The sequence below is a fragment of the Rosenbergiella epipactidis genome (genome assembly GCF_018494055.1).
GTDB classification, from domain to species: domain Bacteria; phylum Pseudomonadota; class Gammaproteobacteria; order Enterobacterales; family Enterobacteriaceae; genus Rosenbergiella; species Rosenbergiella epipactidis.
In genome coordinates this window covers 131,570-155,053 of sequence record NZ_JABBFQ010000006.1, presented here as the reverse complement: position 1 = coordinate 155,053, position 23,484 = coordinate 131,570, and the positions used below count along the sequence as shown (strand labels likewise).

General features: G+C 47.8%; 19 protein-coding genes. 4 read left to right on the top strand and 15 right to left on the bottom strand.

The genetic code is table 11. The features are described from left to right. Nucleotides 1-149: 149 nt before the first annotated feature. Together HGT71_RS11045 and HGT71_RS11040 are read left to right on the top strand one after the other, a co-directional pair. The gene (locus tag HGT71_RS11045) at nt 150-1,229 is read left to right on the top strand and encodes a porin (RefSeq protein ID WP_277755755.1); all 1,080 of its coding nucleotides are present in this window, start codon (nt 150-152) and stop codon (nt 1,227-1,229) included. Nucleotides 1,230-1,360: 131 nt separating this feature from the next. Then, nucleotides 1,361-2,554: an amino acid aminotransferase gene (locus HGT71_RS11040; protein ID WP_214217800.1), complete on the top strand. Its 1,194-nt coding sequence runs from the start codon at nt 1,361-1,363 to the stop codon at nt 2,552-2,554. A 34-nt stretch (nt 2,555-2,588) separates the two neighbouring features. On the opposite strand, the gene HGT71_RS11035 is transcribed toward HGT71_RS11040, so the two are convergent. The 7 genes from HGT71_RS11035 to cmoM form a co-directional block, all read right to left on the bottom strand. Next, a complete protein-coding gene (locus HGT71_RS11035; RefSeq protein ID WP_214217799.1) occupies nt 2,589-3,227 on the bottom strand; it encodes an MBL fold metallo-hydrolase in 639 nt (212 codons plus the stop codon). 13 nt (nt 3,228-3,240) lie between these two features. Next, nucleotides 3,241-3,798 (bottom strand): peptidoglycan L,D-endopeptidase MepK, encoded by a 558-nt coding sequence (gene mepK, locus HGT71_RS11030; RefSeq protein ID WP_214217798.1) that lies wholly within the window; start codon nt 3,796-3,798, stop codon nt 3,241-3,243. A 153-nt stretch (nt 3,799-3,951) separates the two neighbouring features. Continuing rightward, nucleotides 3,952-5,733 carry a L,D-transpeptidase gene (ldtD, locus tag HGT71_RS11025; RefSeq protein ID WP_214217797.1) on the bottom strand — a complete coding sequence of 594 codons (1,782 nt, stop codon included), beginning with the start codon at nt 5,731-5,733 and terminating at the stop codon, nt 3,952-3,954. Between the two features lie 142 nt (nt 5,734-5,875). Then, the gene (mukB, locus tag HGT71_RS11020) at nt 5,876-10,333 is read right to left on the bottom strand and encodes a chromosome partition protein MukB (RefSeq protein ID WP_214217796.1); all 4,458 of its coding nucleotides are present in this window, start codon (nt 10,331-10,333) and stop codon (nt 5,876-5,878) included. Then, nucleotides 10,330-11,055: a chromosome partition protein MukE gene (gene mukE / locus HGT71_RS11015; protein ID WP_048911901.1), complete on the bottom strand. Its 726-nt coding sequence runs from the start codon at nt 11,053-11,055 to the stop codon at nt 10,330-10,332. Before mukE ends, mukB begins: the two co-directional genes overlap by 4 nt. Beyond that, complete coding sequence (mukF, locus tag HGT71_RS11010; RefSeq protein WP_214217795.1) at nt 11,036-12,358, bottom strand: chromosome partition protein MukF; 1,323 nt, start codon at nt 12,356-12,358, stop codon at nt 11,036-11,038. The genes mukE and mukF overlap by 20 nt, the downstream gene beginning before the upstream one ends. Beyond that, nucleotides 12,355-13,140, bottom strand: coding sequence for a tRNA uridine 5-oxyacetic acid(34) methyltransferase CmoM (gene cmoM, locus HGT71_RS11005; RefSeq protein WP_214217794.1), 786 nt, complete (start codon nt 13,138-13,140; stop codon nt 12,355-12,357). Before cmoM ends, mukF begins: the two co-directional genes overlap by 4 nt. 123 nt (nt 13,141-13,263) lie before the next feature. On the opposite strand from cmoM, the gene elyC reads away from it, so the two are divergent. After that, a complete protein-coding gene (gene elyC, locus HGT71_RS11000; RefSeq protein WP_214217793.1) occupies nt 13,264-14,022 on the top strand; it encodes an envelope biogenesis factor ElyC in 759 nt (252 codons plus the stop codon). A 20-nt stretch (nt 14,023-14,042) separates the two neighbouring features. Here elyC and kdsB read toward each other — a convergent pair whose 3' ends face one another. The 8 genes from kdsB to cmk form a co-directional block, all read right to left on the bottom strand. Continuing rightward, a complete protein-coding gene (gene kdsB / locus HGT71_RS10995; RefSeq protein ID WP_214217792.1) occupies nt 14,043-14,789 on the bottom strand; it encodes a 3-deoxy-manno-octulosonate cytidylyltransferase in 747 nt (248 codons plus the stop codon). 2 nt (nt 14,790-14,791) lie between these two features. Then, nucleotides 14,792-14,968, bottom strand: a complete 177-nt coding sequence (locus tag HGT71_RS10990) for a Trm112 family protein (protein WP_214217791.1) — start codon at nt 14,966-14,968, stop codon at nt 14,792-14,794. Nucleotides 14,969-15,009: 41 nt separating this feature from the next. After that, entirely contained in the window at nt 15,010-16,011 is a 1,002-nt protein-coding gene (gene lpxK, locus HGT71_RS10985) for a tetraacyldisaccharide 4'-kinase (RefSeq protein WP_214217790.1), read from the bottom strand. After that, nucleotides 16,008-17,756, bottom strand: a complete 1,749-nt coding sequence (gene msbA, locus HGT71_RS10980; RefSeq protein ID WP_214217789.1) for a lipid A ABC transporter ATP-binding protein/permease MsbA — start codon at nt 17,754-17,756, stop codon at nt 16,008-16,010. Before msbA ends, lpxK begins: the two co-directional genes overlap by 4 nt. Before the next feature lie 34 nt (nt 17,757-17,790). Then, nucleotides 17,791-20,040 (bottom strand): DNA internalization-related competence protein ComEC/Rec2, encoded by a 2,250-nt coding sequence (locus HGT71_RS10975; RefSeq protein ID WP_214217788.1) that lies wholly within the window; start codon nt 20,038-20,040, stop codon nt 17,791-17,793. A 179-nt stretch (nt 20,041-20,219) separates the two neighbouring features. Beyond that, nucleotides 20,220-20,504, bottom strand: a complete 285-nt coding sequence (ihfB, locus tag HGT71_RS10970; RefSeq protein ID WP_048911891.1) for an integration host factor subunit beta — start codon at nt 20,502-20,504, stop codon at nt 20,220-20,222. 104 nt (nt 20,505-20,608) lie between these two features. Further along, a complete protein-coding gene (rpsA, locus tag HGT71_RS10965; protein ID WP_048911897.1) occupies nt 20,609-22,285 on the bottom strand; it encodes a 30S ribosomal protein S1 in 1,677 nt (558 codons plus the stop codon). Nucleotides 22,286-22,406: 121 nt separating this feature from the next. Further along, a complete protein-coding gene (cmk, locus tag HGT71_RS10960; protein ID WP_214217787.1) occupies nt 22,407-23,093 on the bottom strand; it encodes a (d)CMP kinase in 687 nt (228 codons plus the stop codon). A 168-nt stretch (nt 23,094-23,261) separates the two neighbouring features. Between cmk and HGT71_RS10955 the strand changes: the two genes are divergently transcribed. After that, on the top strand, nt 23,262-23,453 hold the full coding sequence (locus HGT71_RS10955; RefSeq protein WP_214217786.1) for a YaiA family protein: 192 nt from the start codon (nt 23,262-23,264) through the stop codon (nt 23,451-23,453). Nucleotides 23,454-23,484 lie beyond the last annotated feature (31 nt).

Below are 23,484 nucleotides of genomic sequence, written 5' to 3'. Positions count from 1 at the left end.
TTGATACAGCTATAAATGTGATGTTCATCTTCATTTCGTTTCAACACAGTTGTAAATAGCGCTAAAAATGCTATTCAATACGAGCCCGCAATGGGCTTTTAATCTCTAAAACATAAAAATAATTAACAATAATGCCAATGAGGGTATTAATGATGAAGCGCAAAGTTCTTTCTCTACTGGTTCCAAGTCTTTTGGCTATCTCTTCAGCTCAGGCTGCAGAAATCTACAACAAAGACGGTAACAAGCTAGATTTATATGGCAGGGCAGTTGGATTACATTACTTCTCGAATGATAACAGTAATGATGGGGATTTCTCATACGTACGTTTTGGTTTCAAAGGCGAAACGCAAATCAATGAGAATATGACCGGTTACGGTCAATGGGAATATAACATTCAAGCGAATAACAGCGAAGGCAGCGATGCGCAAAACGGAAACAAAACCCGCCTAGGATTTGCCGGTCTGCGTTTTAATCAGTATGGCTCCTTCGATTACGGTCGTAACTATGCTGTCGCTTATGATGCGTTAAGTTACACCGATATGCTGCCAGAATTTGGGGGTGACTTTAGTTACTCTGATTCAATGACAGGCCGTACCACCGGCGTAGCCACCTACCGCAACGCTAATTTCTTCGGATTAATCGAAGGATTAAATGTCGCCCTGCAGTATCAAGGTAAAAATGAACGCGACGATGTACAGCGTTCTAATGGCGATGGCTGGGGCGTTTCGACCAGTTATGCACTGCCTTACAGCTTCGCGATCACCGGTGCTTACCAACAACAAAACCGTACTACCAAGCAACGTAATATGGATTACGGCAGTGGCGACACCGCCAGCGTCTGGGGTGTAGGCTTGAAATATGATAATGCCCCTGTGTATGTTGCCGTCACTTATGCTGAAGGGCAAAACGCCACCCGTATTAGTAGCGATATTAATGGGGTATCTAAATCTGGTTTTGCGAATAAAACGCAGAACTTCGAAGCCGTTGCGCAGTATCAGTTCGACTTCGGTTTACGCCCATCCTTAGCCTTTATCCAGCAAAAAGCGAAAGATGTTGAAGGGATCGGTGATGTTGACCTCGTAAAATATATCGATGTTGGCGCGAGCTACTACTTTAACAAAAACATGTCGACTTATGTTGATTACCGTATTAATCAGCTAAGCAACAATAACAAGCTCGGTCTTAACAACGATAACACCGTTGCGACGGGTCTGGTCTACCAATTCTAAGTATCAACTGTGGCTACCTAATGGGTAGCCACTTTTCATGTCATTTCCCTCCGAAAATTTTTATTAGTCGTTGTACGGGCGTCGACATCCCGCTACCCTAATGCTCACCACACTTCAATTCGGATATTACTATGTTTGAATCAATTCCTGCTGCGCCGGCTGATCCTATTTTAGGGCTAGCGGATTTATATAAGAACGATCTTCGCCCTAACAAGATTAATTTAGGTATAGGGGTCTATAAAGATGAGACCGGTCACACCCCTGTGATGGTCAGTGTCAAAAAGGCTGAGCAGCAGTTAGTCGAAACCGAAACAAGCAAAAATTATCTCAGTATTGAAGGCAACAGCGCTTATGCCCAGGCAAGCCAACGCTTGCTTTTCGGCACGGGCAATCCCATTCTCGCTACACAATGCCTCTTCACGGCGCAAACGCCGGGTGGCACAGGGGCTTTACGTGTCGCTGCAGATTTTCTTGCCCAGCATACTAGCGCTAAGCGTGTCTGGGTCAGTAACCCAAGCTGGCCAAACCATCATAATATCTTTGCTGCGAGTGGCTTAGAGGTCGCGACTTATAACTACTATCAGCCAGAGACCCATAGTCTCGATTTCTCGGCAATGCTCGACTCATTAGCGTCTGCGGAAGCGGGTGATGTCGTACTCCTTCATGGATGTTGCCATAATCCAACGGGTATCGACCCCACCTTAGAACAGTGGCAACAGCTTTCTGAACTCCTGCTGCGTAAAGCGTTACTACCGCTATTCGATTTTGCCTATCAAGGTCTCGGACAAGGTTTGGATGAAGATGCGCAAGGGCTACGTTTATTTGCGCAATCTCACCAAGAGTTCATTGTTTGTAGCTCTTTCTCTAAAAACTTCGGTTTATATAATGAACGTACCGGTGCTTTCACGCTGAAAACCACTACAGCTCAAGCCGGTAATGATGCATTTAGCCAAGTTAAAGCCGTGATCCGTGCAAATTACTCCAATCCGCCGTCACATGGTGCCGCCGTCGTAGCAACGATTTTAAATGATGACAGTCTGAGAGCGATTTGGGAGCAAGAGCTTTTAGAAGTCCGCCAGCGTATTCAGCGTATGCGCCAACTGTTTGTACAAACGTTACAAGAAAAAGGGGCGACCCAAGACTTCTCATTTATTAATAAACAAAATGGGATGTTTTCTTACAGCGGGCTAACTAAAGAACAAGTATTACGGTTACGGGAAGAGTTTGCGATTTACGCGGTTGCGTCAGGTCGGATTAATATTGCCGGGATGACACCAGAAAATATGTCACGTCTCTGCGAATCAATTATTAGCGTAACGCGATAAAAATAGATGCCCGGTCATTACCGGGCATTTTTTATCAGCGTAAAAAAGGATTAGTGAGGCGTTCGTGTCCGAGGGTTGAGCGGGGACCATGGCCTGGGATAAATGTCACGTCATCTCCTAACGGCAGTAACTTCTGTTCAATTGACTCAATCAATTTTTGTCCATCACCTCGGGGAAAATCACTGCGCCCCACCCCACCTTTGAATATTACATCACCCGAGATCAGCAAGTGTTGCTCTGCCTGATAAAACACGATATGTCCAGGCGTGTGACCTGGGCAATGGAGGACACTGAAATCTAGCGTGCCAACGCTGACCGACTCGCCTTCCTCTAACCATTGATCGGGATAAAACACCTCGCAATGCGGGAAACCAAACATCGCGCTTTGCTGAGGTAAACTCTCAAAGAGAAAAAGGTCATCACGATGAGGACCGATTAACGGGACATTAAACTGTTGCGCCAATATCTTTGCCGCCCCCACATGATCTAAATGGCCATGCGTCAGTAAAATTTTATCGATCTCAATGCCCTGTTGGTGCAACAGTGCCGTAATCTTCTCTGCGTCACCGCCTGGATCTATAAGCGCCGCACTGCCGGTTTGAGTGCAGACGACTAGGCTACAATTTTGTGCAAAAGCCGTGACGGGGATCTGCGTGATCGCTATAGCGCTCATGGAATGACTCATCTCAGGACCAATGACGAACGGGGCCGGTATCGATATGCACGAAGTTACTCTTAGGGTAATAGCCCACTCCGCCGGCATTCATTTTTAATGCCGCTTTGCGCACGTTGCTGAGTGCAACACCTTCGATATGGAAATCCATTGCTTGGCCTAAGGTATGATAGCTGTGCTTGGCAACACCGCTGTGAGCACTTCTACCACGCAAATGATTGTTGGTGGCAATGCTACGGAAGCCAGAAACTAACTGAATAGGCTTACGGGTTTCCAACATCACTTGAAGGCGGTAGATATGGTCAAAAAGGTGTGGGTCTATGGCATGAATTTTCTCTGCACGGTAATCACGGAAAAAATGATTAAGCCTTGCAAGTTCACTCGGATTATACGTTTTACCATTGAAGAACTCTGCTTTTAAGCTCTCACCTGTATTGATGTTATTTAACGTCAAAATTCTAGGTCGCGAGGTCGATAATGAGGCTTGTGCGAAATGAGGTAGGCAAGAAATACCGGCTGCAGCTGAACCAAGTAAAAGCAGTTTACGACGATGTGAATCAATTTTTTCCATGGGCATGACATCCGCGAGACGAAAGGACAAAAAAACAACAGAGGAACCATACCCAGAGTGTTGCCCTTCGTCAAGACGCAGACATGAGAACGATCAATTTAATTACACTTAGAAAGATATTCAGCTGGCTTATCCACCCGCTGAACGATAAATCTATAATAGAAACTTCTCAGCGTTACTGATTGCGCTCCAGCCTGAACGCGCTAATTGGTCATAATTATAGATGTCAGTACGGAATTGCGCCTGTCCATCCTCACTCACCCACGCCGTTAAGTAATACAGGTTGACGGGGATACGATGACGAATAGAAATAGGTCGTGTCGTCCGGCTATCAAGTGTCGCGGAAATACGGCTTTGATCCCAACCGACATCCTTCAGAAGTAAGCCAGCCAATTGCGATGCTTTATTAACCCGCACACAACCAGAGCTAATGGCTCGAATATCTTGCTGGAATAATCCATGATTTGGCGTGTCATGGAGGTAAATCGCATCAGAACTCGGCATATTAAACTTATAGCGCCCCAAGGAGTTTTGGGGTCCCGGCGCTTGCATGACACGATAAGGGAAAGCAGAAGCTGATACGGTCTGCCAGTTAACACTTGACGGATTTACCGTGGTTGCGTCCGCCCCCCACCCCGAATAAAGCGTGAAATTATGCTTGGCCAAGTAACTTGGGTCCTTACGCAGTTTCGGCACTAAATCTTCACGAATTAGCGTGTTAGGTACTGTCCACGTTGGGTTAAGCACTACACTGTTCAATGCACTGCGCATTAATGGCGTTTTCCTTTCTGGGCGACCGACAATAACGCGTGAAGAGAGGATAGTTTTGCCATCAACGTAATAATTTAAGGAGTAGTTGGCGATATTAACCATGATGCCATTATGCATATCATCAGGTAACAACCGCAGGCGCTGCATATTCAACGCAAGCAGTGTCGCACGTTGATGTGGAGTAATATTCAGCCACTCACGGGTTTTATAACCAATAATCCCGTCATCGGTTAATCCTTGCCAATGCTGGAATCGTTTCACGGCTGAAACCATTGCATCAGAATAGATATCTTCAGCTGGCCCTGTACTGGCCGGTGCGGCATTGGTTGAAGTAGGTGTTGGCGATAACATTCTTTGCTGACTTGGCGCTGCGACAGTTTGCGGTTGTGTCGATTGCGATGGTTCAGGTTGCGGCGTAGCAGGAATGGAGGATTGTGCTTGCGCTTCACTGAGCCATCCGGCGCGAACAAGTAACTGCCGCAATTGCGGAACGGCCGGATCGCTATCACCTGGGCGAATAGTATGGGTTAAATCGACCTTCGGCCAAGGCTTGTTGTCTGCCAATAAAACCACCAGCGCTTTTTGCATCGGACGATATTGTGGGTGCTGAGGCATTAACCCCTCAATAAAGTGCTGGGTCGTACCATGATTAACAGCTTGCAGCCAACGCCCTACAAGTGCTGAACTTGGTGCTGTCAGGCGAAAACCATTTGGACCATAGAACCATGTCTCCCCTTGGGCGGGCGCGGCATTCACAAATTGTAGATAACCCAATAAGGCATCGGATAACACGACATCGCGTGCATCACCGGATAAATCGCTGCGGCTTAATACTGAGAGCCAGCGTGCAAACTGAGGTTGAACGCCTGATAACGCCACCTCAGAGAGTTGCTGCTCAAAACTGTGAATCGCCGCTTCATCCGTCCATAACGGTTGCTGATGATGCTGACGATAGATGGAAGTGAGTAAGCTGCCATAATAAAGGGAAACACCGGAAGGTAACGCTTGATAAATCGACGCAATACGCTGGCTAGGAGTATTAGTATGAGTAACAGGTGAGCTCGCCAGTTCAGGGGCGGCTTGCGCTACCATTGAACTACCGATCGCTAACGACATACCGCCGACTAGCAATACCGGTTTAAGTTGAAAACACTTTAGAAACATCCCTGACTCCTTACCTTGTTTAGACACGCACCAAAAAGTTCAATGTTTTTTATTATTTTCTTCCTTTGAGTGTAAACGAAAAAACGACATTTGTTATAAACAAATGTCGTTTAATCCGGAGCAAATGATAATTGTGGCTTATCTAGTTATCATCAGCGTTCGATACAACGGTCTCCTGCGCGGGGGTGACTTCAGGTGAAAAACCTTTTAATCCAACTACATGCACATGTTCGATCTCGTTAACCACTTTACGCATTAATTTATAAGTCGTGCCTTTTTCTGGGCTAATATTTTCTGGTGCCGCAATGACTAATTGCATCTCTAATCGCTCACACAGCTCAAATAACGTGGCGATCGAACGCGCATCCAGTCGTGCGGCTTCGTCCAAGAATAATAAGCGACAGGGAGAAATATCTTTCCCTCTAAGACGACGCGATTCATCCTCCCAGCTTTGGACAACCATGACCAATATCGACATCCCGGTCCCGATCGCTTCACCCGTCGACAGCGCCCCGCTTTCTGCACGTAACCAACCGTCAGAGCCACGGTTAACTTCGACTTCCATCTCCAAGTAGTTACGATAATCCAGCAGCTCTTCACCGATCACTTGCGGAGTACGGCTGCCTAAGTCGATATGCGGATTGAGACGTTGGTACAGTTTGGCTAACGCTTCAGAGAAGGTCAGTCGTTGACTGTTGAATAAGTCTTGATGCTGCTCATGATCTTGAGCCAAGGTCTCCAGAAGCGTCGAGTGGGCCTCGCGCACATTTACGTTCAAACGTACGCTATTAACCTGACCGAATTTGACCGCTTGTAAGCCTTGGTTTAATTGGCGTATACGGGTCTGCTCTCGCTGAATTGTCTTACGAATAATATTCGCGGCACTACGAGAACTGATCGCTAGCGTTTGCTCACGAGAGGTTAACTCTTCCGTTAAGCGATTAAGCTCGATTTCCATCTGTTCGATAGCTTCGATCGGATCATCGGTACGGATAATGTCTTGACGGATCCGCTCACGAAGATGCTGGTAGACGGCAATAAAGAAGCGAATCTTACGCTCCGGATAACGTGGCTCTTCTGACAGACGTAACACGTCGCGTAGATGTTCGTTATCGGCGACCGCTAAACGCAACGCTCCCAGTGCTTTATCAGACATTGAACGGAGTTCATCACCGCCTAAATAAGCCAACTCACGACGGTGTAAACGTCTTTCCAAGCCATTCTCTTTCACTAAACGCAAGACGGTACACCATCCCGCTTTTGCGGTGACCACTTGGTTACGGCTTTGGCTGTAATCCCGTTCGACTTTACGTAAACGTTTCTGTAAAGACTCCATTTCCGCTTCACAGAAGGTCAATTGTTTTTCCAATTGATGACGGCGGGCACGGTTATGGCTTAACTGATGGTAAAGCGAGTCACGTAATTCTTTAGCTTGTAACTCTGCATGGGGATCGGCTTTTGCCCCCAAGGCTTGCATCTCTTGCTGTAACTCCGACAGCATATCGCGCTTCGCATCATATGAACTTTTCAATGAAGCCAATAACTGACTACTTTGTGTCAATTGCTGCTGATGCTGACGTAAACGGTCGCGGAGTTCGGTACGCTCGCCCTCAGCCTGCGCTAACTGCTGGCGCAATTTTTGGGTGAGATCGCTATTACCATCAACCATTCCCTCTGCTTCAGAATAGTTAAAGTGCGCGCGGCGCTGAACCACTTCGGTAAGAGCAAACGCTTGCTGACGGTAATCGCGCTGCTGTTGCTGCGCCGTACGATAATCATCCTGTAGTTGTTGATGCTGTTCTGGATCGCTTTGCAACACACTGATCATCGGCTCGAGCTTGGCAAGCTTCTGTCCGAACTGATGTAAGAAGCGTGCCGCTTCCTGCGATTCCTCAACCTGCTCACGCAACTCTTCACAACGATCCGCTAAGGTTTCGTCTAACAGTAAATTGACCCGAGGTAAAAGACGGTTAAGTAATGCCACCCCTTCACGAGCCGTCTCAAATTGCTGACGTTGCTGTTGAGTATTCGCTTCGTGTTGAGCCATCGCCCGTTCGATATCGGTACGGCGCGAAGAGAGTTGGCGGATTTGTGCTTCAGGATCCTGTTCAAAGGCAATCGCCAGATGGCTGCCGATGAAACGACTGAAGGATTGGTGCAGACGCTGTGACTTCTGGACATCAAACGACAGGGTGGCATATTTTTCGCTTAAACTATCACGCTCCTGCGAGAGCAATTCCAGTTGATTTTCACGGGCGGCACGGCCAAAGAGAGGGACCTTCGGGAAACGCGAATAACGCCACTGACGATCAGCAATCTTGACCACCACTGCTTGGTTCAGTTCTTCGACACTGAACACACTGTCATCGAATGATTGGGGGTCCCCTTCAATTAAGTAGAGGTCTTCAGGGCAATCCTCGAGATCAGCCAACAGCGCTTGGATCGGAGCCAGCTCAGGAACAACGATCGCATGACGAGAAGGCCCATAAAGCGCTGAGAAGTAAGGTGCATCCTCGAGAGTGACGTCATCATAAATTTCGGATAACAAAACGCCACCAAACTTTTCAGCTAAATGGTTTAAGCGACTATCTTCTGCGCCGCCCGGCTGGCTTAAGCGCTCGATTTGTTGTTCGACTTGACGACGACGGCTGGCGACTTCATCACGTTCAACTGTGGTTTCCCGCTCACGCTCCAGCAGGTACTGCATATATTCTGTGACCTGACTGCTTTGCGTAAAGACTTGGCCCGTCTGCTCGCTTAATTGTGTCAGGATCTCTTGTGCCGCTAACCAATGAGGCGCGCGATTAGTCAGTACGCTGATCTTTTCGCGAATTTGATCCAATGATTGGCGATGTAATAAACGCTGCTCGCTGGCTTCATCAACGCCGGCGCTTAATTGTTCGATACGCGCTTCATATTCCCGATGTAAGTCTTCAAGCGCATCGGCTTCATATTGCTGGCCTTGACGTTTACAAAATTCGGCTAGCAGACGCTCTGCATCGTGCTGCTCGCGAAGACGCTGTTCTAATTCAGACAAGCGTAAACGTAATGCAGGGAGTTGATCCGCAATATGGCGTTGTTGTTGCGCTTCACGTAGCGCTTCACGTCCAACTTGCCAGGCTTCAGCACGATTGACTGGGCCACTGATTTGTTGCACCAGTTCTAACGCTTGGTTAAATTGGCTGTGGGCTGCCTGCGCAACGCTAAGCTTCTGTTCTAAGTTCAGCAGTAAATTGGTGGCTTCTTCTTCGCGGGCTTGGAAACGTGCCTGCCATTCGGCGGCATTTTCGGCAGATAAATCGTCGAGGTGACAGAGATCCTTGGCCCGCTGTAGCGCATTTACCGCTTGTTGATATTGAATCGCGCGCGTTTGTTGAACATCCAATGCCTGCTGGAAATTGGCGAGCTGGCTTTTGAGCTCATCCACTTCGATTTCAGAAGCTTCGACGTTCTCTTGGTGCGCTTCATTAATCTCTTGCGCTTCAGCCACCACTTCTTGCTGCTCTTCTAAACGATACGAAAGCTCTTCGATCTCGTTTTCGTAACGTTCGATTTTTTCTTGCTGACGCACCGCATTCTGAACAATGGTGAGGTGGTCACTGGCAGCTTGATACTCGCTCTCCAAGTCGCCTTCTGCCCCAACGTGCTCGGAGAGCTCGCGAGCCATCTCCACATGTCGGAACTGTTCAGTCTTCAACTGATGGCGGCCCGTATGCAACTCTTGACGTAGCGCAATGGCGCCGTCTAAGTTAATTCGGCGATCATTGGCATGGCGCATATAGTCCGAAGCAACATATTGCGTGGCTTCGGTAATCAGGTGCTTAAACAGACTGCGGTCAGCTTGGGTAACACGAATCGCTTCAAGCGTCATTCTATTTTCGCGTAATGCCCCTTCCATATCTTGGAAAGCCTTACGCACACCACCGTTTTCAGGTAATAAGTAATCGCGCAGTGAACGGGTGATGGTGCTGGAGATCCCGCCGTATAAAGAGGCTTCAATTAGGCGATAGAATTTACTGCGATCACTTTGGCTGCGTAGACGACGGGGAACGATACCGTGGTCAAACATCATGCTGTGATAATCGGTCACCGAACTGTACGCTTTAAAGGTCATGACCTGTTGCGCATCCATCCGCTCTTTCACTTCGTTCAGCGGACGTACTTTAGCCTGACGACTGTTTAAGACCTCGGTTAAGAGATCCGTCGGTAAGGTATCTTCGGGAATATCATGAATACTGAAAGGTTTAATATCGACTTTTTTATCGCGACCCGCTACTTGCTGGAGACGCACACCGACCAGCGAGCGCTGTCCACGAGAGTTAACGACATCTAAAGCAGCGTAACAAACACCTGGGCGCAGTTTACCGTGTAAACCTTTATCTCGAGACCCGGTGGTCGCACCCGCTTCAGTGGTATTACGAAAGTGTAATAGGGTCAAATCGGGGATTAACGCGGTAATAAAGGCCGCCATGGTCGTCGATTTACCGGCACCGTTGCCCCCTGATAGGGTCGTGACCAATTCATCTAAGTCAAACGTTCGGGCAAAAAAACCGTTCCAGTTTATTAGGGTAAGCGAACGAAATTTTCCACGTTCAATCATGCGTCATCACCTTCTTGTTGCCCTTCGGCCGCGTCATCGTCGGCACGCTCTTTTTCTTCATCTGTCAGCCCTGAACCGCTGTCAATTTCAACCGCTTCGCCATCGCGTATTAAGCGAAGTTGCGCTTCGCGAGGATCATCGCCACTGCGCACTTCTGCACCGAAACGAAAGACTGACTCTTTAATTCTGAATTTACTGCTGTCGTTTGCCATAAACCATACCATGCCCAGACGGCGTAAACGGTTTAAGGAAGAACGTACCTTGTCGAGTAGCTTCGCCCTGTCAACATCCGACCCAGTGGACCGCTGGTTAACATAGCGCAGCAATTTACTCTCATCGGCTAAACTTAATAGTTCGTCATACAGCTCTTGGAAGGTGAAAATCCCTTCGTTAGCCAAGCGTTCTGGGCTGAGATAGAGGTAGCAGAGTATTTTGCCGACCATCATATCCAATTCTGATAGTACCGAACGTGCGATAAGCGTCGTTGAACGTGGACGAAGATAGAAGAAACCTTCGGGTGCGCGAATAAGTTCTACGTGGTAACGACCGTAAAATTCGGCGAGCTCGTGTTCAAAATCCATCAATAAAGCATGGTGATCGAGATCTTCCAGACTGATATGGCGACCTGCACGTAATTGGCTATCTAAGGCTGGAAATAATGGGTTAGCAAGAGCTTGTGCCAATTTAACTGGCATCACTTGTTCAATATTTGTCGATGACATGTGCCTGCACCTTAGCGCCATATTCATTAATAGTGTGCCATTCAGCAGGTAATCCTGCTAAATCGGCTTCAGAAACCCCCAGTTGCACCGCTTGGTCAACCACAATGCGTGCGAGGTCGAAATGGCGTGCCCGAGGGTATTGTGCGAGATAACCTTTCATCACCTCGGCGAGATTAAGCGGCTTACCTTCACGACGGTAAGCCTGAAGAGCGTGTTCAATCATGGCGGCTAACTGCTCGCGAATTTCATTGAACTCTTCGAATTCCAGCTCGGGTGGCAGCTCACCCATCACATCATCGTTGCGTAGGGTCATTTCGTCATCACGCGTGTCGTATAACCGTTCTGCACTGCTATAGGTGAGCGCCCAAGGGGCATCAAAATAGTGTTGAACCGATTGCCGTAAACGTTGGGCAAACACCCGATTCTTATCTAAGTCTATCGCCGTCCGAATAAACTTATGCACATGGCGGTCATACCCTATCCATAAATCGATGGCTTGTTGGCCCCAACTGATAATTCGGTCTAATTTATTTTGCAGTTCGAAAATCAGTTTATCGATATAGGCAAGGTCAGGGATACCATAGATAGATTCTTGAATAACCAATAGATGGGTTTGCAGTTTATCGCCTGCCGCTTCCAACGTATCTTGCAATTCACGTAAGATTCCCGACGTTTCTGACAGCAAGATCTCACAACTTGAGATAGCGGCTCGCCAATCTTTATTCAATAAGTCAGCAATCTCTTGTTTAATTTGCTGTTGCTGCTCATCCATTTGGCGCTGTGTTAAATCGATGCTATCGAAAATTTCAGCGACCGAATACTTTAGCGGCGCGAATACGTTGCGGTGCCAATGGAATTGGTCGCCATCTTGGTGTGCATCGTCTGCTGCGCGCTTAAGTTCATTACCCACAATGGATAATTGCATCGATAAACGCAGAGTTGAGAACTCTTTTTGCCGCACATAATAGTCAGTAATGCCGATGGCTAACGGTGTTAAACGATAGATAGCGTAACCTTCAGCTTGCTCAGAGGTGAATCGGTTAAGAATGCGCTGTTTAACCATATCGTTAATCGCATTATTTCCCCGCAGCTCAACCGTTTCCGGGCTTTGTTCGAATACATTACTGACATGCTTAAACGCATCTAATAACTCAGACTCCGTCAGCTCGCCCTCAATACGTTCGCCATTTAGCGTGGCGATGGCGAGCAGAAAAGCTAATCGCTCGACGGGAAGAGAGATTGCAAAATCACTTTTGCGGGCCCACGACACTAGCTCAGGTATGGTCTGGGTAAAATCACTCATAGCTCATCCTTTATTGCGGGCTTACGTGCCGTGACGTGAATATAACGCCCTAAACTCATAAAAGGTTCCTGACGACTGTAACGCCGTTCCATTTCAATAATCCCCTCTTCACCGTTTGCTGAAGGAGGCAGATCGCGTATGAAGTCACTAAATACTCGGATCCCCGCTTTACTTTCGATGTCAAAACCAACGTTCGTTAACCATTGGTCGACCTCTGCAGGATCGCGCGGGTAATCGGGCGAAAGGGTCTTTTTCTTTCGCTTCTTCATGTGAGCCTTCAAATAACCGAAATTTCCTAAAGTTAAATTTTGCAGCGTCAAGCCATGAAGATTGTAAAACATCAATGATAACACGCCACCCGGAGATAGGGTGTCGAATAACGCAGCGAGCGTTTTTTCCGGCTCAGCCACCCATTCCAGTACCGCATGGAAGAGAACGATATCGACAGGTTTTTCCAGTTGCGTGCCGACTTGTTGCGCACTGGTTTGGATAAACGTCATCTGCGATGCAACGCCTTGCTCTTGCGCATGCTGCTTGGCACGGATTAACATCTGTTCAGAAACATCGCATAAGGTTATCTGATGGCCACGCTGCGCCAAGCCAGAGGAAATTTGTCCGATCCCTCCGCCTGCATCAAGAATAGATAACGGCTCATTGGGGAAGGTCGCTAATAGCTGATCTAACTCTTCCCAAAGAATAATCTGTCGTATACGCCCCTTCAGGGTGCCATAGATGTTTTGAGCAAAACGTTCTGCCAAATCATCGAAATTTCGATCCATCATACTGATACTCCGCATAAACGACAGAGGAAATATGCTATTTTGTCACAGCTCTGATGGGAATGGAGCTATTGCCTGCAGAATCCTGTGTTGGGTGCTGTTTTTTCGTTCGATTCCGGGTTAACTATGCTATTTATATTAAAAAAAATAATCGGTGGCTTACTACTGCCACTGCCTTTTTTATTAGCCTTGTTAGGCGTAGGCCTTTTTTTACTCTGGTTTACCCAGCGCCAACGCTTAGCCAAAGTTTGCCTGACCACGGGTTGGTTAGCTCTGCTGTTACTCAGTCTGCAGCCGATCGCTGATCGCTTATTAACGCCGATTGAGAACCAGTATCCAACCCTTAACCATCCCCCACCGGTGGCTGCTATTGTTGTGCTCGGTGGCGGTTACACTTATAACCCACAGTGGGCGCCCAGTTCCAACCTATTGGGGAACAGTTTGCCGAGGGTCACAGAAGGGGTCAGGCAGTGGCGCATGAATCCGTCAGCGAAACTCATTTTTACCGGCGCCGCCGCAGGGCATAATCCGCGCAGTAGCGCGAGTGTGGCTGAAGAAGTCGCTGAGACGCTCGGCGTGCCCAGAGATAACATGATAGCGTTAGAGTCACCACGCGATACGCATCAAGAGGCTATCGCCGTCAAACAATTACTCGGTGATAAGCCCTTTATTTTAGTGACCTCGGCCAATCATCTGCCGAGAGCCTTACACTTTTTTGCCGCGCAGCAGCTATCACCTATTCCGGCCCCTGCCAATCAGTTAGCTATCCACTCACCGCTTAACGGCTGGGAACGTGCCATCCCCTCACCTTATTGGTTAAGCCACAGTGAACGCGCTTGGTATGAGGGGTTAGGCCGAGGTTGGCAATGGATAACGCAAGGTTAGCCCTCGGGCTAACCTTAGTTTTAAGCGAGAACTTCTCGTACTCTTGCGAGATCTTCTGCTGTATCCACGCCGACTGCGGGAATCGCTTTGGCCGTCGCAACGTGAATTTTTTCACCGTTCCACAGCACGCGTAGCTGTTCAAGTAACTCGCATTGCTCAAGCGGACAAGGCGCCCAAGTGATGTATTGGCGAATAAATCCTGCGCGGTAGGCGTAAATACCGAGGTGGCGCTGAAACTGATCACCAATGGTTGCCTGAGACTGCGCAAAACGTTCACGGTCCCAAGGGATCGTGGCTCTCGAAAAGTACAAGGCATATCCCTGTTTATCGGTGACGACTTTGACCGCATTGGGATTAAACGCTTCATGAGCGTCGGTAATTGGCGCAGATAACGTAGCCATACCACAATTAGCTTGCGCTAAATTGGTCGCGACCTGCTTGATAATTACCGGAGGAATTAAGGGCTCATCGCCTTGGACGTTTACGATGATCGTCGAATCATCGAATCGGTATTTTTCGATCACTTCCGCTAAGCGCTCCGTCCCCGATTGATGATCGGCTCGGGTCATGCACACTTCTCCGCCCGCTGCATCAACCGCGGCCGCCACCTCGTCATGATCCGTGGCGACAATAACGCGATCTGCCCCTGCAGCACGCGCTTGGTTTAGGACATGCACAATCATCGGTTGACCATGAATATCCGCCAAAGGCTTACCTGGAAGTCGTGACGAGGCATAACGTGCCGGGATGATCACCACAAAGCTCATTATTAGCTCTCATCCGCAGTCAAACTACGGGCTTCATTTTCTAACAATACGGGGATCCCGTCTTGGATAGGAAACGCTAAGCCATCAAGTTTACAGATTAACTCTTGTTCTTGAGGATGGTAGTCGAGCTTACCGTGACACACTGGGCAAGCGACAATGCCCGCTAAACGATGATCCATATGACCTCCAAATTGAAAAATCTATTAAACTGCTAAGGCGTTTATCCTTGATCAGCAGTCGGTAGCAATGCCAGTATTTTATTCAGTAATACGTCTGCGTCGGGTTGTGGTAATTGCGCTTCCACAGGAAGATACCACCAGCTCTCTACTGCAAAGGATCGACATTTTACCGCATCCTTTTCCGTCATCAGCAGCGCCTGTTCATGGCTTGCTAACCCCGCAATATCCTCTAAGCGATAAGCCTGATGGTCGTCAAAAGCGACCTCTTTTTGCGGGTGAATGCCTTGAGCGTGCAATGTCGAGAAAAAACGCGGCGGATAGCCAATCCCGGCAAAGGCCACTGAGGATTTATCGACAAACGCGGTTAAGGGAAGTGTATGACCGGTTGCTAGATTAATCCACTGACGCGGCACTAAACGCATTGGAATCTCCCCCGCATGCGCTTCGCCACCGTTAGTGATGACAGCATCAACCTTGCTTAAGCGTGAAGCTCTTTCGCGCATCGGCCCTGCAGGAAGCCACCAACCATTTCCAAAACGTCGTTCACCGTCTATCACCACGATTTCAATATCGCGTTGCAAAGCGTAATGCTGTAACCCATCATCGGTAATGATGACCGAAATTTCTGTATCAGCCTGCAGTAAAGCTTGAATCGCCTCACTCCGTTTTGGTGCGACTGCCACAGGCGCCCCGGTGCGTTGATGAATCAGTACGGGCTCATCACCCGCTTGCTCAGCAGGTGTCTGTGCATCGAGCACTAAAGGATAATGCGGTGCTTTACCGCCATATCCGCGAGAAACGACCGCGGGCTTAAGACCGCGTTGTTGAAGTTGCTCGACTAACCAGATCACAACAGGGGTTTTGCCATTCCCCCCAGCCGTAAGGTTACCGACCACGACAACGGGAACTGGTGCTTTCCAGCTTTTCTTAAGCCCGCATCGATACGCTAAACGAAGACCGGCAGTGATAAGGCCATAAAGCCAAGATAGCGGCAAGAGCAGCCGCCAACTTGCCGATTTACCGCTCCATAAGCGCTCAATCATTGTCCGAACTGGATACGATGCAGTTGCGCGTAAGCCCCAGCTTGCTCAAGGAGTTCTTGATGCGTGCCGCGCTCAATGATCTGACCGTCTTCAACCACGACGATCATATCGGCCTTCTCAATGGTTGATAAGCGGTGTGCAATCACCAGAGAGGTACGATTACGCTGTAATTCGTCCAGTGCCGATTGGATAGCGCGCTCTGATTCCGTATCCAAGGCTGAAGTCGCTTCATCCAAGATTAAGATAGGGCAATCGCGTAATAGTGCACGGGCAATGGCAATACGCTGGCGTTGGCCGCCAGAGAGTAGTACCCCGTTCTCACCTATCACGGTATCCAAGCCGTTATCCATACGGGTGATAAAGTCCATTGCATGCGCCATCTTCGCCACATTTTCGATATCTGCGCGGCTATATTGGTCGGCACGTGCATAGGCAATATTGTTGGCAATAGTATCGTTGAAGAGGTGTACATTCTGTGACACTAAGGCGACTTGGTTGCGAAGCGCTTGCAATTTATAGTCAGTGATTTCGTGACCATCCAATAGAATCTGACCGGATTGAATGTCATAAAATCGCGTCAAGAGGCTGGCTAGGGTCGATTTCCCCGATCCTGAGCGCCCGACCAACGCGACCGTTTTGCCCGCAGGTAGCGTTAAATTGATATTTTTAAGCGCTGGCGTTTCACGTCCGGGATACGTAAAAGTGACGTTTCGGAATTCAATATCCCCTTGAGCGCGTACAGTCGTACGTTGCCCGTTATCCACTTCCTGTTCAGCATCGAGAATACTAAAGAGCGTTTGGCAGGCTGCCATCCCACGTTGGAACTGTGCATTAACGTTAGTTAAGGATTTCAGCGGGCGCATTAAGGCAATCATCGAAGAGAACACGACGGTGATTGTCCCTGCCGTTAAAGTCTCCATTACGGCTGGGAAGCTTGCAGCATAAAGAATGAAGGCCAAGGCTAAGGAAGCAATCAATTGAATAATCGGGTCAGAAATGGATGAAGCACTGACTAATTTCATCCCTTGTTGACGCATCCGATTACTGACGACTGCAAAGCGTTGTGTCTCGATCTCTTGTCCACCAAAAATCAAGACTTCTTTATGGCCCTTAAGCATCTGTTCAGCACTGGTCGTGACTTCACCCATGGTATTTTGCATGGTCTTACTGATATTACGAAAACGTTTAGAGACCAAGCGGATGGTGAAGGAGACAATCGGCGCAAGCAATATCAAAATGAGTGACAGTTGCCAGCTATAGTAAAACATCATGATGAACAAGCCGATGATCGAGGCACCCTCTCTCACCACGGTGACAAGCGCACTGGACGATGACGAGGCAACTTGTTCAGAGTCGTAGGTGATTCTCGAAAGCAGGGTTCCCGTGGATTGCTGGTCAAAAAACGAGACCGGCATGCTCATCATACGCGCAAATAAACTGCGGCGCATACGCATCACTACGTTGCCCGATACCCAAGAGATACAGTAGCTAGAGGCATAGCTGGTGACGCCGCGAATCAACATCAGGCCGATAACTGCTAGCGGCATCCACAGTAATACTGACTTGTCCGCTTTGCCAAACCCGTCATCAAGCAAAGGTTTAAGTAGCGATAACATCAAAGTGTCCCCTGCCGCATTAATAATTAAGGCAATCGCAGCAATAAATAATCCTGCTTTATGGGGGGCTATCATTGGCCAGAGACGACGAAACGTCTGCCACGTTGAGAGATCTTTGTCTAAGTGCATTATTTCTTCACGTTTTTTAACATCGACGGGTAGTTTACCTGTAATCAGGTTTTACACCAAACCATTGATGGTACCATCGAGGGGAAATTTGATCACGAAATTGTAAAACCTCAACGCCGTCGCGTTTCACACGTATTGAGAGTTGCCCAGACTGCGCAGTATCCAGCCACTTTATACCTTTATGTTGATAGCGTTGCACTACAGCTTTGGACGGTAATCGCCACGCGTTATATCTCGCCACCGAGGCTAGAGCCATCTGCGGAGGGAACTTCCTCAGTAGTAAAGCACTAGAGGAGGTTCGGCTACCATGATGCGGAACTTGTAACCAGGTTACGGCGAAGCCTCCCTTCTCGGCAGTGACTAATCTCTGTTCTACATGTTTCTCAATATCTCCCGTTAATAACAGATGATAATGACCGTCACTGATCAATAGTACGCAAGAATCGTTATTTTGCCCCGCCGTTGCGTCATTCTCTGGCCATAGTATACGAAGGGTTAAGCGTCGCCACTGCCAGTTTTCCCCTCGCTGACAAGTTAATCGACCTGGATAAGGATAGGCTGTTCTGACTAAAAGGTTTGGCCATACTTTTTTGATACTGTCTAAGCCTCCAGCATGATCGCTGTGCCGATGACTAATAATGGCTGAGATGGGCGTAATCTGTTTGTCAATTAGCCAAGGAATGATAATTCTCTCCCCTGCATCACTGGTGAGCCAACGATTACCGGTATCATAAATAATGCCTTCACCCTGCTGGCTGATAACTACCGCTAACCCATGTCCAACATCGAGCATATCCACACGCCATAAGATCTCTGGTGGAGCTAATCGCCCACTGGCAACACTTAAAATAATAGCGCTGATGCTCAAAGGATAATACCGCCATAGCTTTATCCGCCAAAGGAGTAGCGCACCCCATACGCCGAGGGCTATCAAGGGCGTATCCGGAAAATAACGCCATCCTGATTCGTGTGGCGCTAACAGGTAAAATAATAACGAGTAAAGCGTATCGTGCATAAAAATTAATCCCTCATTAATACTGTTAGGGAGAGAGATCAAAAATAAAAAAGAAAGGGGCAATATCGTTAAACTCACAATAGGTATCGCGATGATATTTGCCGTCAATGCGGTGAAACTCATACCATGGAAGAAAAAAATTTGAACGGGGAGTAATAAAAGCATCATCCCTAATTGCAAATGCAGCAGTCGTAATAATCCAAACCTTTTTCGGTAGCGGTAAGCAGGAGGGAGTGGAAACACTCTATACCAGAGTAACAATGAAAAGACTGCCAATGCCGACAGCCATAGGCTATCGGATAGAATCATTATTGGATTAATCGCGAGTAATCCCGCGACACATAATAATAAAATGTGGAAACTGGAAAGATTGAGCGAATATCTTTTTATTAGTAACCAAAACGTTAAGGCCAGCATAGCGCGTAGTGCGGATGGCTGTGCCCCTGAAATGAAACAATACAACGCGCTAGCTAGCCATCCCCCACTTTCTGCCAAGTGACTTTGCATTACTCTCAAGGGTAATATGGCTAACAGTAATGTTATCCCACGGCGAGCTAAAAGATAAACTAAGCCAATGTGCATACCGGATATTGCCATTAAATGTCCAATGCCAGTCTCACGAAAGCGTTGATTGATCTCAACAGGGATTTGATCGCGTAAACCAAAGACTAAGGCCCTAGAAATCCCTTGCCAGGGTGAGCCTGCACTCTGCTCTATAAAAAGCATTTCTAAGTGATGGCGCAGAGAACATTTATCACTAATCAGCTGTTGATTGAGTATTTTTGCCGTAAAAGGTGTCGCTTTGGCCAGTGCATTTCGCTGGCTGTCGTATCCACCTTCGTTCAGCAAACTGTGTACCGGCCGTAAAACTAGCTTCATTTTCCAACGTTGGCCCATACAGATGTCACCCTCGATATTGTGGTTAACCCACGCAGAATGAAGACGAAATTGCCTTACTCCATCGACCTTAAGTAGACTGAATTTTACTCTCCCCGTTAAGCTTTGATGTTCGGTGATCACCACTTCGACTATAACGGGTCTTTCACTCAATGAATTAATTTTTGACACCATTGATACGGCAACCCAATGGCTATAGACAAAAAAAATTAAGGTAATGCCGATATAGTGCCAATAAAGCGCTCGGTGCCTTGCCAGTAACACGCCAATAAATGCTATCCCTAATATAAGGGGTATATCGAGTAACTCCGCCATGAATATCAAGGGCAGACAAGCTATTATAAACAGTTGCGCATAGACGACTAATTGCATGAAATTTCTGCCTAAAACTGGCAGATTACACTGCTAAGCGTTAATCGAAATAAGCCACGAATTTTGTTGTGAAGGGAATCTAGAAATGTTTAGCGCTGTGCGCTGAAAATTGGTGAATTTGTGAAATGAGTAGAGATAAAAAACGATATCTTGCGATACCGTCTTTTTAAAACTGCTTTTTAGCTTGGAAGATTAGCTCTATCGCGAAGCTCTTTACCCGGTTTAAAGTGTGGCACATACTTACCTTCCAACTCCACTTTCTCACCAGTTTTAGGATTTCGGCCAACACGTGGGGCACGGTAGTGTAAAGAGAAGCTACCAAAACCACGAATCTCGATACGGTCTCCCTGCGCGAGGGTAGAAGCCATATATTCCAGCATCTCTTTAACAGCATCTTCAACAGCTTTTGCAGGAATTTGAGTCTGCTGGGCTGCGAGGCGTTCAATCAGTTCAGATTTAGTCATTAATCCTCCGGAAATATCCTGTAAAGAAAGACAGTTTTAAAAAAAGCCAAGAGTGCGGACACCCTTGGCTAGTTGGGGGGATGTCACCATCCCCCTGTCGGCAATTACTCGCCTTTAGCTGCTTTGAATGCTTCAGCCATTGCGTTAGAGAAGTTGCCTTCATCTTGTTGCTTATTGTTCACAGCAGCAACAGCATCTTTCTCATCAGCTTCGTCTTTAGCACGTACAGACAGTGTTACAACACGGTTTTTACGGTCAACACCGGTGAATTTCGCTTCAACGTCATCACCAACATTCAGAACCAGAGTTGCATCTTCAACGCGGTCACGTGAAGCTTCTGACGCACGTAAGTAACCTTCAACACCGTCAGCTAGTTCAACAGTTGCGCCTTTAGCGTCGACTGCAGTCACTTTACCATTAACGATAACGCCTTTCTTGTTCAGCGCAACGTAGTTGTTGAATGGATCTTCAGCCAGTTGTTTCACGCCTAAAGAGATACGCTCACGCTCAGCATCAACTTGCAGAACTACTGCAGCAATTTCGTCGCCTTTCTTGTATTCACGAACGGCTTCTTCGCCAGTTGCGTTCCAAGAAATGTCAGACAGGTGAACCAGACCATCGATTCCGCCGTCAAGACCGATGAAGATACCGAAGTCAGTGATTGACTTGATTTTACCTTCAACACGATCGCCTTTGTTGTGAGTTTCTGCGAAGTGCTGCCATGGGTTAGATTTACATTGCTTCAGACCCAGGGAGATACGACGACGCTCTTCGTCAATGTCCAGAACCATAACTTCAACCACATCACCTACGTTTACAACTTTAGATGGGTGGATGTTTTTGTTGGTCCAATCCATTTCAGAAACGTGTACCAGACCTTCAACGCCTTCTTCGATTTCTACGAAGCAGCCGTAATCAGTCAGGTTAGTTACACGACCCGTCAGCTTGGTGCTTTCTGGGTAACGCTTAGCGATAGCAACCCATGGATCTTCGCCCAGTTGTTTCAGACCTAATGATACGCGAGTACGCTCACGGTCGAACTTCAGGACTTTAACATTGATTTCGTCACCAACATTCACGATCTCGCTTGGGTGCTTAACGCGTTTCCAAGCCATATCAGTGATGTGCAGCAGGCCGTCAACACCGCCCAGATCAACGAATGCACCGTAGTCAGTCAGGTTCTTAACGATACCTTTAACTTCCATGCCTTCTTGCAGGTTTTCCAGCAATTGATCACGTTCTGCACTGTTCTCAGACTCGATCACCGCGCGGCGAGAAACCACGACGTTGTTACGCTTCTGATCCAGTTTGATGACTTTAAATTCTAACTCTTTGCCTTCAAGGTGCAGAGTGTCGCGAACCGGACGAACGTCAACCAGTGAACCTGGTAAGAACGCACGAATACCGTTTAGCTCAACAGTGAAGCCGCCCTTGACTTTGCCGTTGATAACACCGGTAACAGTTTCAGCATCTTCGTAAGCTTTTTCCAGCGTGATCCAAGCTTCGTGACGCTTAGCTTTCTCACGGGACAGCAGGGTTTCACCGAAGCCGTCTTCTACTGCGTCCAGCGCAACATCAACTTCGTCGCCTACCTGGATTTCCAGTTCGCCAGCTGCGTTTTTGAATTGCTCTGCAGGAATTGCAGATTCAGATTTCAGGCCCGCATCAACTAGAACGACGTCTTTGTCGATAGAGACAACTACGCCACGAACGATGGAACCCGGGCGGGTTTCGATTTCTTTCAGGGACTCTTCAAAGAGTTGAGCAAAAGATTCAGTCATATTGATAATCTTAGGATTCTTCAATTTAACGTCCATTGGACTTCATGTCTAATGGGGTTGTTTAACATTCTTCACACCATCCATGGAATGAAGCTACAGCAATCTTTTTATTTTAGCACAATTATGCGCCGAAGTTAGGCAATTTTTTTTGAATATATTCAAGGGCCATCGCGGTCACTTTTTCGATATCAATTCCTGTGGAATCAATCACTAATGCATCACTAGCGGGAACCAAGGGTGCAACGGCACGATTTCGGTCGCGATCGTCACGCTCAACCGTCTCGGCTAAAAGGCGCTCAAAGTTAACATCTACGCCTGCTTGCTGCAACTGCTGACGGCGGCGTTCCGCTCGCTCTTCAGCACTGGCATCCAAGAAAATTTTCACGGGTGCGTCAGGGAAAACCACGGTTCCCATGTCGCGCCCGTCTGCAATCAACCCAGGTAATTCGCGGAAATTCCGCTGTCTGCGCAGCAAAGCCTCTCTAACGCGAGGGAACGCCGCAACCTTGGACGCGGTATTGCTCACCTCTTGCGTACGGATCGCGGCGGTCACCTCTTCGCCTTCTAGAATCACTTGGCTACGATGCTGTTCGACCACAAATTTCACGTCAAGATGCGCTGCCAGCGGGACGAGAGCGTCTTCCTGAGTAATATCAACTTGGTGATGGAGTGCGGCTAAGGCTAAGACGCGGTAGATCGCACCTGAGTCGAGCAGATTCCAGGATAACTGTTCAGCCAAGGCTTTACTCAGTGTGCCTTTACCTGCACCGCTTGGACCATCGATGGTAATGACGGGAATGCTTGTCATTCCTAACTCCTTACTGCTTGGCAATGAATCCCGCCAGTATACCTGATTCATCAGCTAAACAGTACCCTCTGTCAGTAGGGTGACTTGCACAACGCATAAGCTTGTCTACACTTAAGGTTGTGAAAAACAAACGATAATCATAGAGATAAGCTATCTAGGAGGCGAGTTATGGCAGGTCATCCCCCGTATCCCCGTAAAGCATGGATTATTGAGGTATCTGATGGTCAAGGTGAAGACAAAGTGGGCCACTACGAATTAAGAGCGGACCACCCCTACCCTGACACTCTGATTAGCCAACATAGTACTCGTCAAGAGGCAGAAGACGCAAAAGAACGCTATGTTGGCGAAGATAAGAAGTAGTAAATAACAGTAAGGCCATGGCGATATTCTC